General features: G+C 44.9%; 14 protein-coding genes. 7 read left to right on the top strand and 7 right to left on the bottom strand.

Features of this window, described 5'->3' with window-relative positions:
* The first annotated feature begins 20 nt into the window (after window positions 1-20).
* Both LDX50_RS04465 and LDX50_RS04460 read left to right on the top strand, forming a co-directional pair.
* The gene (locus LDX50_RS04465) at window positions 21-1226 is read left to right on the top strand and encodes a glycoside hydrolase family 18 protein (RefSeq protein ID WP_225697209.1); all 1206 of its coding nucleotides are present in this window, start codon (window positions 21-23) and stop codon (window positions 1224-1226) included.
* Window positions 1227-1365: 139 nt separating this feature from the next.
* A complete protein-coding gene (locus tag LDX50_RS04460) occupies window positions 1366-1983 on the top strand; it encodes a c-type cytochrome (RefSeq protein ID WP_225697208.1) in 618 nt (205 codons plus the stop codon).
* A gap of 75 nt (window positions 1984-2058) precedes the next feature.
* Here the strand turns inward: LDX50_RS04460 and LDX50_RS04455 are convergent, their stop codons facing one another.
* Window positions 2059-3105 (bottom strand): NAD(P)-dependent alcohol dehydrogenase, encoded by a 1047-nt coding sequence (locus tag LDX50_RS04455; protein WP_225697207.1) that lies wholly within the window; start codon window positions 3103-3105, stop codon window positions 2059-2061.
* 234 nt (window positions 3106-3339) lie between these two features.
* Here LDX50_RS04455 and LDX50_RS04450 point away from each other — a divergent pair, with 234 nt between their 5' ends.
* Complete coding sequence (locus LDX50_RS04450; RefSeq protein ID WP_225697206.1) at window positions 3340-3825, top strand: hypothetical protein; 486 nt, start codon at window positions 3340-3342, stop codon at window positions 3823-3825.
* A gap of 219 nt (window positions 3826-4044) precedes the next feature.
* Complete coding sequence (locus LDX50_RS04445; RefSeq protein WP_225697205.1) at window positions 4045-4875, top strand: FkbM family methyltransferase; 831 nt, start codon at window positions 4045-4047, stop codon at window positions 4873-4875.
* 5 nt (window positions 4876-4880) lie between these two features.
* On the opposite strand, the gene LDX50_RS04440 is transcribed toward LDX50_RS04445, so the two are convergent.
* Window positions 4881-5852 carry an NAD(P)-dependent alcohol dehydrogenase gene (locus LDX50_RS04440; RefSeq protein WP_225697204.1) on the bottom strand — a complete coding sequence of 324 codons (972 nt, stop codon included), beginning with the start codon at window positions 5850-5852 and terminating at the stop codon, window positions 4881-4883.
* 175 nt (window positions 5853-6027) lie between these two features.
* Between LDX50_RS04440 and LDX50_RS04435 the strand changes: the two genes are divergently transcribed.
* The 3 genes from LDX50_RS04435 to LDX50_RS04425 all read left to right on the top strand — a co-directional run bounded on the left by LDX50_RS04435 (window position 6028) and on the right by LDX50_RS04425 (window position 8811).
* The gene (locus LDX50_RS04435) at window positions 6028-7083 is read left to right on the top strand and encodes an N-acetylmuramoyl-L-alanine amidase family protein (protein ID WP_225697203.1); all 1056 of its coding nucleotides are present in this window, start codon (window positions 6028-6030) and stop codon (window positions 7081-7083) included.
* Between the two features lie 99 nt (window positions 7084-7182).
* A complete protein-coding gene (locus tag LDX50_RS04430) occupies window positions 7183-8028 on the top strand; it encodes a LytR/AlgR family response regulator transcription factor (protein WP_225697202.1) in 846 nt (281 codons plus the stop codon).
* 105 nt (window positions 8029-8133) lie between these two features.
* The gene (locus tag LDX50_RS04425) at window positions 8134-8811 is read left to right on the top strand and encodes a ubiquinol cytochrome C oxidoreductase (protein WP_225697201.1); all 678 of its coding nucleotides are present in this window, start codon (window positions 8134-8136) and stop codon (window positions 8809-8811) included.
* Between the two features lie 49 nt (window positions 8812-8860).
* Here the strand turns inward: LDX50_RS04425 and LDX50_RS04420 are convergent, their stop codons facing one another.
* The 5 genes from LDX50_RS04420 to LDX50_RS04400 all read right to left on the bottom strand — a co-directional run bounded on the left by LDX50_RS04420 (window position 8861) and on the right by LDX50_RS04400 (window position 14945).
* A complete protein-coding gene (locus tag LDX50_RS04420; protein ID WP_225697200.1) occupies window positions 8861-9658 on the bottom strand; it encodes a hypothetical protein in 798 nt (265 codons plus the stop codon).
* Window positions 9659-9743: 85 nt separating this feature from the next.
* Window positions 9744-10757, bottom strand: coding sequence for a glycoside hydrolase family 43 protein (locus tag LDX50_RS04415; RefSeq protein WP_225697574.1), 1014 nt, complete (start codon window positions 10755-10757; stop codon window positions 9744-9746).
* 56 nt (window positions 10758-10813) lie between these two features.
* On the bottom strand, window positions 10814-11992 hold the full coding sequence (gene uxuA / locus LDX50_RS04410; protein ID WP_225697199.1) for a mannonate dehydratase: 1179 nt from the start codon (window positions 11990-11992) through the stop codon (window positions 10814-10816).
* A gap of 1 nt (window position 11993) precedes the next feature.
* Window positions 11994-12734: an SDR family NAD(P)-dependent oxidoreductase gene (locus LDX50_RS04405; protein ID WP_225697198.1), complete on the bottom strand. Its 741-nt coding sequence runs from the start codon at window positions 12732-12734 to the stop codon at window positions 11994-11996.
* Window positions 12735-12743: 9 nt separating this feature from the next.
* The gene (locus LDX50_RS04400) at window positions 12744-14945 is read right to left on the bottom strand and encodes an alpha-glucuronidase family glycosyl hydrolase (RefSeq protein WP_225697197.1); all 2202 of its coding nucleotides are present in this window, start codon (window positions 14943-14945) and stop codon (window positions 12744-12746) included.
* Between the last annotated feature and the right edge of the window lie 13 nt (window positions 14946-14958).

Below are 14958 nucleotides of genomic sequence, written 5' to 3'. Positions count from 1 at the left end.
TTGATTTTAAACCCTTACAATTGAAGTTTCCAATAATCGTCCCGAGTTCTATTTTTTTTCTTTTGGTTTCCTGTTCGGCTCCGGAGAGCAGGAATGAAGAATTTCATGAGGAGCAAGGCACAGATCCTGTTATCATGGCCTACTATGTCCCCGAACGGGATTATCAGCCTGAGAAGATACCCGTAGAAAAGCTTACCCATATCATCTATTCCTTTACCCATGTAATCGACGGGGAAATGAAATTTGGCAAACCCGAAGTGGCGGGTCCAAAGCTGGAAGCACTGGTTCGGCAAAAGGAACGAAATCCGGACCTGAAAGTGATGATCGCCTGCGGTGGGTGGGGGGCCGACGGGTTTTCTGATATGGCCCTCACTGAAGAGAGTCGTGCGAAATTTATTAATAGTGCGCATGACTTCATTCAAAAATATCAACTTGACGGAATGGACATGGACTGGGAGTATCCCGGAATTTCAGGAGCGGGAACAAAGGCCCGTCCGGAAGACACCAAAAACTTCACGGCACTGATGAAGGGCCTTCGGGAAATGCTCGATACGTTCGAATCACCGAAGGTGCTCACATTCGCCTCGGCGGGCTGGAAACGGTATTACGATCATATTGAGGTAAATGAAGTAATGAAATATGCGAACTATACCAATGTGATGACATATGACCAGGTTTCGGGGGTATCAATATATACAGGCCATCACACGCCTTTGGGTGATGTAACAAGTGAAGAAATTGTGGGCACACCATTTCATGATCACCTGGATAGCCTTTTCAAGGCGGGCGAAAGCCCTGATCCTAACCCGGAGTCAGTGGAAAAAATTGTGACTTTCCTGATAAGCGAAGGGGTGGATCCCAAACAGATCGTAATCGGGGCGGCCTTTTATGGCCGTGCCTGGAAGGGGGTTCCTCCGGTGAATCACGGACTCTACCAGTTAAGCAGGGGACTTCACATTGGCTGGAGCGCTTATCACCACATCCGGAAAACCTTTGAGCCTGATACTAATTATGTGCGATTCTGGGACGAAAAAGCGAAGGCTCCGTTCATGTACAATGAGAGGGACAGTATAATGATTTCCTATGATGATACCGTTTCTGTGGCTTTGAAGACCCGCTATGCCATGGATAGACAACTGGGAGGGATTATGTTCTGGGAGCTTGGAAATGACACAAAGGAAAGGGGGAGCCTTCTGGATGCTATTTATGAGGCTGCTCAAAAGTAAAATAAACATTTGTTAAAGACTACTCCGGTAAGCAGGATACCCCTTTAAAGTAACCGTAATTTTTACTATATTGAATGGTTAAATGACTATCTGTCAATGACCTAAGACAGGCAGGAATTCCAACCCTAACCAAACAACCATGAACAAATTCACCATTCGATGGATGCCATTGATCTTTTTGATCAGTGGCATTTTTTTTACCAGCTGCAGTCAGCCGGTAAAGGAAGCCCAGGCCACAGCGCCTGAAATGACCGATCAGGATTTCATTCGGAACGGTAAGCACCTTGTAGCAATTGGCGGATGCCAGGATTGTCATTCACCAAAGACCTTTGAAAACGGCGTGATGAAATTTGATGAGTCCAGAATGCTTTCGGGGCATCCGGACGGTTCGCCTTTGCCACCCATGGAAGTAAAAGCGCTTGAGCCCGGAAACTGGCTGGCATTTGCGCCCGATCTGACCACATTTGTGGGCCCCTGGGGAATGTCCTATGCGAGAAACCTGACACCCCATGAAACGGGGATCAAAGGCTGGACACTGGAAACATTTGTCAAGGCTATGCGAACCGGGAAACACATGGGGGTTGAGCAGGGAAGGCCGATTATGCCGCCTATGCCCTGGGAGATCATCGGTGAATTGCCCGATGATGATCTGAAGGCAATTTATATGTACCTCATGTCGATTCCGCCGATCGATAATTATGTGCCTGAACCGCTATCACCGGATGAAGTCCGTGAAATGGCTGAGGCCGGCGCCTGAAACACGCTTTAACACAAAAAAAGAGGCTGTCAATTTAGACAGCCTCTTTCAATTCATATTGAACCGGGATTTATACTAATTCGACTTCAGGGATTTCATATCGATCACGAACCGGTATTTAACATCCGATTTCATTACACGATCCCAGGCCTCGTTGATTTCCTGCATATTGATCATTTCGATATCTGAGACAATGTTGTGTTCGGCGCAGAAATCCAGCATTTCCTGGGTTTCCTTGATGCCTCCGATCAGGGAACCGGCCACATTTTTCCGACCAAAGATAAGACCCATACTATGGAGGTCTACGGGTGTGGCTCCCACCAGCACCATGGTCCGGTCATTTTTTAACAGCGGCAGGTATGGGTTGATATCATGACCAACAGGGACCGTGTTCAGGAGGAAATCGAATGTACCGGCGTGTGCGGCCATCTGATCGGCATCTTTGGAAACGATCACGTCATTCGCACCAAGGCGTTTTGCATCCGCTCCTTTTTCAGGGGAGGTGGTGATCATTACCACATCAGCTCCCATGGCAGCGGCAAACTTAACGCCCATATGTCCGAGTCCGCCCAATCCGATAACACCTACTTTTTGTCCGGGTCCAACCTTCCAGTGCATCAGTGGCGAATAGGTTGTAATCCCTGCGCAAAGCAAAGGGGCAACCGCTTTCACATCAAGCTTATCGGATACCTTCAGAACGAAATAGTCATTCACCACAATCTGGGTTGAGTATCCCCCGTGTGTTACGCCACCCATTACTGCATCCGGACTTCCATAGGTCATTACCATTCCGTTCATGCAAAACTGCTCGAGATCATCCTTGCAGGAAGCACATTCCCTGCAGGAGTCGACCATACATCCGACGGCCACAAGGTCGCCTACTTTATGGTTGGTTACATCTGAGCCAATTTGTGTAACCCGGCCGACGATCTCATGACCGGGAACGATCGGATACATCGACATTCCCCAGTCATTATGTGCTGTATGTATGTCGCTGTGGCATACGCCGCAATAATCGATTTCAATTTTTACATCTTTCGGACCGACTTCCCGACGGTCGAATTCAAAGGGTTTTATTTCTTCGGTGGGGCTATAGGCTGCGTAGCCTTTTGTGTTACTCATGACTTGTTTGGATTTGTAGTTTGAGAAAGTGAATAGTCTCGGAAATTATGAATTTTGAACGTGGTTTCAAGGAGATTCACTCAAATAATTTCTTTTCAGTCCATCCAATTAAGAGGGAGTTTATTGCCCAGTCAGCATTAAAGTGAATGGAATGACGGATGTTCATTTTTTTTCAATCATTTATCATACCGAATCAGATCCTTTTTCGCGAGATTATTAGAAAATAGGATCAACATGAAAACGTTATCTAAAAAATCCGGAAAGCCGAGAACCGACAGGGTAAATCGACCGGAAACTGAAGGATTGGCGCGCATTTCGCCTGAGCAGATGTATTACATGAGCGAGCATTGGTTATCAGATATGAAATTCTATGAAGATGAACTGGGTTTTCTGCAGAATCTTATAGCTAAATATCTTATGTGGCTGATTGATGATAAACACATCGAAGACACGAGAATCATGGTCTCGAAACTACGTGAAATGGATAAAGAGCGGGATCAGATTGAAAGCCGGATCAAAATTCATTTCAAACATATCGCAGAGCTCATTGAGAACCCGTTCTCCCATGATTTGCAAAGTAGCCGTGATGAACATGCAGAATTGGAAATCAGAATAGCCGCTTTCATGAAAGAATTCAGGGTCATGAAGGTGAAAGTATTCAGGCACACCGAAATGATCATGGAAACAGAAAAGGCAACGCATTTATTGTCACGTGAATAAACCGGGAAATGCCCGCGGGACTTTTCACCACCGATTGAAATTGAACAGGATACGGGTAGTGGAAATGGAATAAAAAAGCAGCGGTACCGCTGCTTTTTTATTAGTTGATTTCGGATCACTTCAACAATAATTTTAGCCTTCCCTTATTTCTGAAGACATGATTTTCTTTTTTATCCCCAAAAACCACATCTTGCATTCTGGTTCAAGAAAAAGAAACGAATGGCGATTAAAAAGATTCTGCGTAATATTTGGATGTCAGCAAAATACAGGGGTAGTACCGCCGAAAAGATTTCGGCATTCGCCACATTGAGCAAACTCCAGGTAAAACGAGGAATCAATAAGAAAAGAAACTCAAAGGTTAAGGTGGATTTTTTGAATTATCAATTTCAGGGTTATGACTATCGTACTATCGAACATCTCTTTAATGAGATTTTCATGTCAGACGAATACTACTTTGAATCTGCTACACCGGAACCACTAATTATCGATTGCGGCGCGAATATCGGGATGTCGATCCTTTATTTCAAAAGCCTATATCCCGGCTCAAGAATTATTGCCTTCGAAGCTAATCCCTATGCATTTGACTTGCTCGAAGAGAATGTGCGTGAGAATAATTTGAAGGATGTAGAATTGCATAATGTAGCCTTATTTGACAAGGAAACCGACATTTCCTTTTTCATTGGTGATAATATTGGAACGCTGATGGGTTCGGTTAAAAAAGGCAGAAGTGGTGAATCAGAAATGACCGTTGCGGCAAAGAGGTTATCTGATTATCTGAAATCTTTTGAACATATAGACCTGATAAAAATCGATGTAGAGGGAGCGGAGATCAATATTCTTACGGATCTGTTGGAGTCATCTTCGCTGAATAAGGCAAACGAGTACATTATTGAATATCATCATAACATGGGTAGTGACAATTCAATGCTCTCATTCTTTTTAAAGAAGTTTGAGGAGCATGGTTATAACTATAACCTCCGTACTAATTTCATTGAAATCGATACTTTCCAGGATATTCTGATACATTTTTATAAAGTTCGGAACCACTAAAAGAATCAACGGGAAACATGGATTACAACCTTCCCGGTATGCCTCCCTTCGCCAAAATAACGGAGTGCCCATGGTATTTTGTCAAACGAATATGGCCCGTCAATCATACATTTTAGTTTCCCTTGACTATACAGATGGTTTATGATCCCCAGGTCTTTGTTAGGCACAAGCGGTACTAATTTTACCCGTTTGTTGCTAAACAGAGAGATGACCGGGTTCATCACCACCGTTTCAAGGATACGATGTAAGTATCCGCCAACGGTCACATACTGGCCGTTCGTATTTAATGAACGCAGGTAACTGATGGAAGAGCGCGTGGTCTTTGTATCCACAATCAGGTCGTATTTCTTGCCATTCCTTGTAAAGTCTTCACGCTTATAATCGATCACATAGTCGAACCCGATCGATTTCATCGCTAAAAGCTTATCGCCGGTATCCACACCCGTCACTTCCGCACCGTGAAGCTTTGCCAGCTGAAGTCCGAAAAATCCTACACCGCCACCTCCTCCATTTATCAGGATTTTCATGCCTTCACCGATTTTTCCATAATCGTAAAGCGCCTGATATGCGAGCATAGATGCATGCGAAAGCGAGGCAGCTTCTTCAAAACTCATACCCCCGGGTATGTGTACAAACGCTTTCTCATTCACACATACATATTCCGCAAAGGTTCCGAACCCAAACTGGGAAATATCTCCATAGACCCGGTCGCCGGGCTTGAGGAGTGTTACATTATCACCAACTGCTTCCACGATGCCTGAAAGCTCCATCCCGGGAACCGGGCTTTTTGGTTTTGTAATTCCAAAAAGCAGACGGTAAAGGTCGGGCTTGCCCCGCACCATCGCCCAGTCGTAATCATTGATGGCCGTCGCCATAACCTTCACCAATACCTGTCCGGTTGCCGGAGTTGGCTTATCCACATCCATGAGTGTAAGGTCTTCAGGCTCACCGTACCTGGTCAGAACAAATGCTTTCATAGTATTGAATATTAACGAACTAAATGGGCATAAATAAGCATATCCGGATGAGCGGGTGTGTAAGGAGATAAGTTGAAGTTTGCTAAACCCGGGCATTGGAAGGCGATAAAACTCTTTTCTCTTTTTCACCGTAAAACCAATTATTAAAAGCAGTTATTTTTTGTATTTTTGTCCCATGGCACGTAGATTTTTTTGCGCCCTTGTGGTGGCTCTCGTTCTTGTCATTCCCTTTCAGCTACATTCACAGGATGTTGTTCCAGATACCGTCATAGCACAAACAGGGGAAGGGATCTTTGCGATACTTCGTCGTACAGATCGGAATCCGGCAAATTTTCTTCCCGATTTCATCGCGCTGAATAAACATAAGCTGGGTTCCGACAGCAGTCTTGTAAAAGGACAGGTATACCTGATACCGCCAATTACTGAGGAAAGTAAATCAGAAGTAAGCACCAGTACGGTAACCAACGAAAAAACGGTTTCTGAGGCTTCCAGTAGAATGGTTGAGCCGCTCTTTGGATCAAAATACAAGACCATTACGCTGAAGGACGAACAATTGAAGGGTGCCGTATACTATCTGGTTTCAGGTCATAGTGGTCCGGATCCCGGGGCTATCGGGCAGTACGGGCCATATGAATTAAGTGAGGATGAATATGCTTATGATGTAACACTCCGACTAGCCCGGCGGCTCATGGAGCACGGAGCAACTGTTTACATGATTGTCAAGGATGAGGATGACGGCATTCGTGATGAACCAATCCTAACCCTCGATACCGATGAGCGTCATTATCCAGATAAGGAAATTCCGTACAGTCAGCGTGCCAGATTGCGTGACCGGGTTGCTGTCGTGAATGATCTGTATTCAAAACATCAGGGGGCCTATCAGCGCATGCTGGCAATCCACATCGACAGCCGAAGCAGGGGTGAAAACATCGACGTATTCTTCTATCATCACATGAATAGCGTGAATGGTCGGGCGATGGCAACAAGTATCCATGAAACCTTTACCAAGAAATATAAACGCCATCAGCCTAACAGGAATTACTATGGCTCAGTCAGCTCCCGCAGCAGTTTGTATGTGGTTAAATACAGCTACCCGCCTACCGTATTTATTGAACTCGGAAATATTAAGAACGAAAAAGACCAGCGACGGTTTGTACTTGCCGACAACCGTCAGGCACTTGCAAACTGGATTGCTGAAGGAATTATTTCCGACCGGAATGCGCATAAATAAGCATTAGAATCTCCTGACCCTCATTCTGCGTAACTTAAGAAAAAGTTGCATATTGAATTGCCGGATGGAATGCTCGTTCGGATTCATTGTATCACCCTCATGAAAAAAGTAAAATCCTATTTGCTCGAAGAAGGGCGGCAGCTCACACGTGCCGAACGATTCCATGCCATATGGATTACAATGGTGTTCATCTTTGTTTTTCTTCTCTTTTTTCAACCATTTGGTGTAAACAATTATGATCCCACGGAACGTATCAGGTGGCAATTGGTTTATGCGCTGGTAATCTTTGTGGGTGGTTCCGGCATGATATTACTATTGAATGAGATTCTTCTTTTTCCCCTGTTCCACCCTTCGCGGAGAATAGGGATCATTATTTGGACCCTCTGGAACTACATTTTACTTGCTACAAGCTCTTTTTTCATTTACAATATTATGGGTGAATGGCATGACTTCAGATGGAAGAGTTATGTTGAATTTCTGATCAATTTTGCTGCCCTTGGAATGTTGCCGCTGGCTGGAATTTTTATCTATCTTTTTATTACCTCACTTAAGGAGTCGCTGTCGGCAGCTTATCACTACCGGAATGATCAAATAAATCAGGATGACATTATCCGTATAGTTGCCGAGAATGATAAGGATACTATGGTCATGAAGCTGCGTAATTTATTGTTCATTGAATCTGCAGATAATTATGTGGAAATCCACTACCTGGAAGATGACGCGGTTCGTAAATCCATCATCAGGCAAAGCCTTAAATCAATTGATGAACAGGATATTCATCCGGCACTATTCAGATGTCACAGGTCCTATATGATCAATCTTTTTCATGTCGATCGCGTAGAGGGAAACCGGAATAAGCTTTCCTTAAAGCTTAATTTTTACCCAAACATCTTCCCTGTTTCAAGATCAGCTATTGATGCCCTGATGGAGCGTATCGAAAAATAGCTTACCGTTTGTCCCAAATAGCTCAAATTCATCCCTGAAGCCCCTTTTTCTGCAACTTCTGTTCGCGGAATCCGATCATTAGGTCATAACCAAATAACAACAACAATGATAAACTTAACCGCTTACCGCCGGCCTACCATGTGGAAGAACATCCTGGCCTTTATGATTTCACTGACTTTCATGATTGTCTGGCTTCCATTCATCAGGTCTATCTGCGATGGGTCATCCTATCCCTGGGGAACCCAATATTTTGGATTCACATTCTATGGAAACGGAATTACCACAGATTTCATTTTTGTCGTAATTCAATTTCTTTTTTATGTATTCCTCATGTATTCCATCTATCGGGTAAAGGATCGCACGATATTCTATGGCCTGCTCCTCGTATGGTTTGTTAACGTATTCGGCAACCTGCTGTATGACATAGCCGTGAATGGCGACAGCATGTTTCATGGAGAGACTCTCAATGTGCATATTTCCATTACATGGATCGTGATACCCCTGTCGGTTCTCGCGTTGTTTGTAATCTACAAAGTGATTCGTGAAGACGCAGCAGGTCCGGTAGTTAATGATCCCTGGACGCGCAGGAATACACTCATGGCAATCCTGATACTGGGCCCCATTCCTGTTCAGGCAGTGTTGCTGGCGACCGGGGAACCTGATGGACTCACCGATCAGATTGGTGTGCTCATGTCGATCACGCAATGCTTCCTGCTTCCATTCGTATACCGCCCCTATAAATCTGTACAGGAATTCACAACAGTACAGACAGCGACAGAATAGCGATCAGAATGCAAATAAAAAAGGCCTGTTGATGCAGGCCTTTTTTATTTTATCCCTTGGGAAACAGGAAAACGAGCACTGCCCTTACGCCCCATTTTGCTTTGGCATTCTCTGGTGCCGCAAGGTTAAAGCGAGGCCCGATACTCATTTGAACTTTTTGTTTACCCAGGCTGGTGAGTCCGCTCACAGAAGGATTCATCCAAACCAGGGTATTGTCACCCTTCCAGTTTTGAGTGATTTCAAAATTTGTTCCGACCCCTGCTCCGGATGCCCAGTTATAATTTAAGAAGGGCTGAAAAAACAGCTGACTCACATCCATTCGTTCATCATTTCCCGCAATACTCCAGATCTGATTGATCAGCGCTCCATAAGTGAATCCATTGGCCTGCCGTAATGCAACCACTGTGGGACCAATGCCAAACTTGTCGGCGGTAAAGTAGTCTTTGCCAATTGGAACGAGAAATACCGGACCGGCACCCCAGGTAAACCCATTGCTGGAAGCTTTCGGACTTATAAACCCGCTAATAACAGCATCACCAAAGCCCGTTTCTGTCTGGCCTTCGCCGGTTATATTATACTGGCTGATTACCGGCAGAATAACCCTGGTTATCAGATTCAGATTTTCAGAAATGGAGACAGGAATTACAGGCTGAATATTCAACAGATAACGGGATCCGTTATATGGACCAATCCCAAAATCCATGTTATTCTGCAGCGGTGCACTGATGAGTGATGCTACAGGATTCGCAAGTTCTTTCGCCAATGTCGCAGCATCTTCCTGGGCAAGACAAACGGACGTCAATGAACTTAAAATCCCTGAAACTATAATTGTTTTGATGATGCTCATACCTTGGTTTTAACATTAATTACAACTTCGCTCAATAACTTAACTTTACTTGCAAAACTTGAAGAAAGCACAAGCCAATTCAATTTCAATCCTTATAGGCATCAAGGGTTTGAATGGTTCCATCCGGATTATATTTCAGCTCTTTTACCTTCACGCTTCGGAGATGGGTTTTTCCGCCCGACAATGAACTATCATGAAAGAATAAATACCATTTACCCTTGTATTCAACAATGGAGTGATGATTGGTCCAGCCAATCACAGGATTTAAAACCACACCCCGGTAGGTAAATGGTCCGTATGGATTATCCCCGGTTGCGTAAGATATAGTATGGGTATCACCTGTTGAGTAGGACAGGTAATAGACATCCTTATATTTATGTACCCATGCCGCTTCAAAATATCTTCGGTCATTATCGCCCGTTACAATTGGATTTCCGTCCTCATCCAGAATAACTACATCCTTCGGTGTTTCGTCGAAAGAGAGCATATCTCCACTCAGACGTGCAATTTTCGGATTAATTGCAGGTTTATCAGCCGGTGGATATACATCTTCACCCACATAGCTGCCGGATTCCCATCGCTGAAGCTGACCACCCCAGATCCCCCCGAAGTACATGTAGTAGGATCCATCTGAATCCTTGAATATCGCCGGGTCAATGCTGTAACTGCCCTCAATGGGTTTGTCTTCAGGCTTGAATGGTCCGCCAGGGTCGGAAGATGTGGCGACTCCGATCCTGAAGATGCCGTCAGAATCCTTTGCAGGGAAATACAGATAATACGTTCCGTTTTTCTCCGCGGCGTCCGGCGCCCACATTTGCTTTGCTGCCCACGGTACGTCATCCACATGCAGCGCGATGCCATGATCTTTAACTGTTCCGCCAACCTTGTTCATGGAAAATACATGGTAATCCTGCATGTTGAAATGGCTTCCCATGTCATCTTCCGGAATGCCTGATTCATAATCATGGGATGGATAAATATAGATCTTGCCTTCAAAGACATGCGCAGAGGGATCGGCCGTGTAGAGATCTGTAATAATTGGCTTATCTCCCGTAGAATTTTCCTGCGCACTGAGCGGTATCGAAATCCATGTGAACATCAGCAGGCAAATGGTATAAATTATGTGATTTGTCTTCATGGTATTATAAATGATATTTATTGATTCAATTTAAATAATATTCCTCTTTCCAGCCCTGTAATTTCGGCTAATCCTTTCATACGTCCCATCAGCGAATAGCCGGGGTATGCATCTTTATGTATTTCAGCCTCAAACAGGAATCCATGGTCTGGTCGTACAGGAAGGGCAATATTTCGCTTTTGCATGATTAACAAAATTTTTTCTATGATTTTCTCCATTGGATTGTCACCATCCAGGTGGGGAGATTCTCTGAAATTCCTGTTGCCCGATTTCAACACGTTTCTTAGGTGAATGAAGTGAACACGGTCTTCAAAGGCATCCAGAATAGCAGGCAGATCATTCTCCTCATGCGCGCCCAATGAACCACTACAGAAACAAAGTCCGTTCGAAACAGATGGTACGGCATTGAATATTTTATCTGCGTCATCCATCGTACTCATAATTCGTGGCAATCCGAGTAGTGAAAATGGAGGATCATCAGGGTGGATGGCCAGCTTACTGCCCTCTTCTTCTGCCACCGGCACAACCGCTTCAAGGAAATTTACCAGGTTTTTTCTAAATGCCGTTTCATCGATACCGGAATACCCATCGAGCAGTTTCAGTAATTGTTCGGGCGTGAAATTGACAGATGATCCTGGCAATCCTAAAAGTATATTTTGGAAAAGTTGTTTCTTTTGATTTTCGGAAAGGGATTCTGCATAGGCTGCCGCCGCATGCTGTTCATGTTCAGAATAACTTTCATGTGCGCCCGGTCTTTTCAATAAATGCAAATCAAAGGTCGCAAATGCCATTGGATCGAACGAAAGTGTAAGTGATCCATCAGGATTCCGGTACTGATGATCTGTTCTGATCCAGTCAAGTACGGGCATGAAATTGTAAGTGATCACATGAATTCCACAGACGGCGAGGTTGCGTATACTTTGCTTGTAGTTTTCAATGAATTCCAGCCGGTTTCCCTTTCCCTGCTTGATATCTTCATGCACGGGCAGACTTTCCACAACCATCCATTGCAGGCCGGCATCAGAGATCAGTTGCCGGTGTTCCTCAATGGCTTCAATGCTCCAAACTTCTCCTACAGGAATATGGTGCAATGCCGAAACAATGCCTTCACATCCGGCCTGGCGTAATTCCCGGAGAGAAATGGGATCCTTCTGACCGAACCAGCGCATCGTTTTTAACATTTTTATTCCTTCCATATCAGAACCCGATGCTGTTTCCGCCATCCACCGGCAGCACAACGCCGGTTGTAAATTTCGAAGATTCTGTTGCCAGGAAGTATACTGCCTCGGCGACATCATCCGGGTCGCCCAGTGATTTCATAGGCGTTCTTCCGAGGACCTTGTTTTTTCTATCGGGGTCTGAATCAAGTGCCTTGGCAGACATGGGAGTTCGGATAAACCCGGGAGCCACGCAATTAACCCGGATCCCGTCTGCCGCCAGTTCTACGGCCATGGCGCGGGTCATTCCTTCGACTGCGGTTTTACTGGCCGTGTAGGCGATTACAAAAGGAATTCCATACTGAGCAGCCATGGAGGAAATATTCACAATACTGCCATGTCCCTGTTTGCGCATGATCCTGACGACTTCACGGCTCATGGCAAAAATGCTCTGAACATTGGTATGGAGAATCGATGCGAAATCCTGATCTGAAACATCCGAAAATGGCTTTTTCATATTGATTCCGGCATTATTCACCAGGATGTCCACAGAGCCGGCTTCTTCCGAAATAGAATCGATCAGATGTGGTATCTCTGAAATCCTGTCCAGGTCAAAAACCTTAATTCGCGCATTTGATCCGAGTTTTTCCTGAGCAGACCTGAGTTTATCGGCCGTTCGGCCTACGATATACGTAATGATCCCCTCAGAACACATTTTCGCGGCGATGGCGAGTCCGATACCTGATCCGCCTCCTGTAACGATGGCTACATTGCTTTTCATAGTTCAATATTAATCCCAGCTCGGGCGTATGCCCGGCGCATAGGGAAATTTCAAGGATTTATAATAAGAAAGGTCTTTGTCCGGGACCGTCATTTCCGGAGGGAATGGCATTTCAGAAAATTCCTGAAAGTACAGCATGCATGCATTTTTCCACCATTTTGCCTCTTTGAACTGAATATTCAGGTGCATCAATATTTCCTCATATCTTTCTTCATCCACATAAGGGCGTAAAGATTTCCATGTTTCGAGCATTTGACCCACCTCATCCACGCCTTCCTGGTATTTCATCCCCAGATTGTCCCAAAGAGTTCTGCCGTTTTTTAACTTGTATGTCCAGGGCAGGTGATGGAACCAAAGCAATAATTCTTCGGGAGTGGTAGCCGGATCATTAAATAATTTGGCGAGTTCCGGGGCATAGTCGTTAACCGCTCCACTTCCTGTGGTGGTTGTACGGTCAAAGCCAATTCCCGATTTATCAGCTTTATGGTAATAGACAGAAGTCCAGTCGGGCCTCGACATATTACTGATCCAGGGCCCGGGTCCGTAGTGATGACCGGCATCCATCATATGATGCAACCCAAGTGGTGTCATATAGGATACAGGCATTTCCCGTGACTCAAGAAGTTCCGGCAGAAAGGAATTTACAAATTCAGGATCAGGAGTGAAGGTCATTTTCAGCCATTCTTCCGCGATTTGTTCAAGAGAATAATCAGGATCCCATGCCAGTTTACCAAAGCCAAACCAATTCGCCTGACCGAAAATATGCCCCGTCCAGTTTATATCTGAACCGATATTGGCTACCCCGGCCATTCCGGTTAATGCCTGATTGCCTTCTGTTCCTGCAATGATATCCGCTACACGCGTATTACGGTTGGGTTGATAAGTCCTGGAGTGCAAAACTTCCTGAAATAGTTTTGGGAGGAATACCAGGTGCGTACTAAATCCCAGGTATTCTTGGGTGATCTGAAACTCCATCATTAAAGGAGTTTTCGGCATCGCACCGAACATCGGGTGGAAGGGTTCCCTTGGCTGGAAATCAATCGGTCCGTTCTTAACCTGAACCAAAACATTCTCAGCAAATTGCCCGTCGTAGGGAACGAATTCTTTTGATGCCTGACTTGCGCGATCAGCCCCTTCATCGGGTGAATAAACAAAGGCACGCCACATCACAATACCGCCGTGTGGCTTAACGGCTGCTGCCAGCATATTCGCGCCATCTACATGATTTCTTCCATAGTTCTGCGGGCCGGGCTGGCCTTCGGAATTAGCCTTTACCAAAAACCCTCCGAAATCCGGGATCTGGTTATAAATTTCATTTGCCTTTACGTTCCACCATTCCTGAACCGCCGGATCCAGGGGGTCGGCGGTATCGAGGTCGCCGAGTTCAACCGGGGCAGAAAACCGGGCAGTGAGATAAACTTTGATACCGTATGGGCGAAATACGTCGGCCAGCGCTTTTACTTTATCCACATATTGAGGTGTTAGTATCAGGGCATTGGCATTTACGTTTGTCACTACGGTTCCGTTTATTCCAATCGAGGCGTTTGCGCGCGCATAATCAATGTATCGCTGATCGATATATTCAGGAAGTTTTTGCCAGTTCCAGATGGACGCACCTGCATAACCTCGTTCTACAGTTCGGTCGAGATTGTCCCAATGATTTAAAAGACGTAAGTTGATTCTGGGTGAACTGGCAACCTCAATATTTTGCAGGTCGCGTTGCTGCTGCATAAGTTGAAGAAGATTGAATGTGCCATAAAGCAGACCGATATCAGTTCGGGCCGTTACGATAAGTCTTTCATTGCCGTTTACATTTTGGGTCATGATGATATACCCTTCATCATTGATTTCGGGCATTCCGGTGATATCAGCATTATCGGGAAGATTCGAAATGGTTGCGATAATCAATGCGTAAGATTCTGTGCTAACGGAAGAAATTTGCGGAGTTATATCGAGCATTTTATTCAACCCCGTCATGAGTTCAGACTTGAGCGCGTTGATGGTCGGGCTGTTTCCTGCCACCCTTATTTTTGAAGAAAATTGAGTATACTGCGTACGTATTGCCTCATTTTCAATAAGGGAATACCGTAGCCATAGATCATATCCATTTTCGCTGTAAGCATGCAGTGAGGATAACAACAATAGAAAGAGCAATAAACCCTGGAAAGGTCGGAAAATTGCCTTGTTGCTCTTGTGTACAGGATTATTCACGGATGGAAAATTT

The sequence above is a fragment of the Fulvivirga sedimenti genome, from assembly GCF_020328055.1.
This window is presented reverse-complemented; position numbering and strand designations above follow the sequence as displayed.

Coding starts and splice junctions, on each gene's coding strand:
- LDX50_RS04415 (WP_225697574.1), bottom strand. CDS start 10,757: ATGTTCACATGGATTTCGATACCGCTCAGTGCGCAGGAAAATTCTACG.
- uxuA (WP_225697199.1), bottom strand. CDS start 11,992: ATGGAAGGAATAAAAATGTTAAAAACGATGCGCTGGTTCGGTCAGAAG.
- LDX50_RS04430 (WP_225697202.1), top strand. CDS start 7,183: ATGAAAAAAGTAAAATCCTATTTGCTCGAAGAAGGGCGGCAGCTCACA.
- LDX50_RS04460 (WP_225697208.1), top strand. CDS start 1,366: ATGAACAAATTCACCATTCGATGGATGCCATTGATCTTTTTGATCAGT.
- LDX50_RS04425 (WP_225697201.1), top strand. CDS start 8,134: ATGATAAACTTAACCGCTTACCGCCGGCCTACCATGTGGAAGAACATC.
- LDX50_RS04450 (WP_225697206.1), top strand. CDS start 3,340: ATGAAAACGTTATCTAAAAAATCCGGAAAGCCGAGAACCGACAGGGTA.
- LDX50_RS04440 (WP_225697204.1), bottom strand. CDS start 5,852: ATGAAAGCATTTGTTCTGACCAGGTACGGTGAGCCTGAAGACCTTACA.
- LDX50_RS04435 (WP_225697203.1), top strand. CDS start 6,028: ATGGCACGTAGATTTTTTTGCGCCCTTGTGGTGGCTCTCGTTCTTGTC.
- LDX50_RS04420 (WP_225697200.1), bottom strand. CDS start 9,658: ATGAGCATCATCAAAACAATTATAGTTTCAGGGATTTTAAGTTCATTG.
- LDX50_RS04455 (WP_225697207.1), bottom strand. CDS start 3,105: ATGAGTAACACAAAAGGCTACGCAGCCTATAGCCCCACCGAAGAAATA.
- LDX50_RS04405 (WP_225697198.1), bottom strand. CDS start 12,734: ATGAAAAGCAATGTAGCCATCGTTACAGGAGGCGGATCAGGTATCGGA.
- LDX50_RS04445 (WP_225697205.1), top strand. CDS start 4,045: ATGGCGATTAAAAAGATTCTGCGTAATATTTGGATGTCAGCAAAATAC.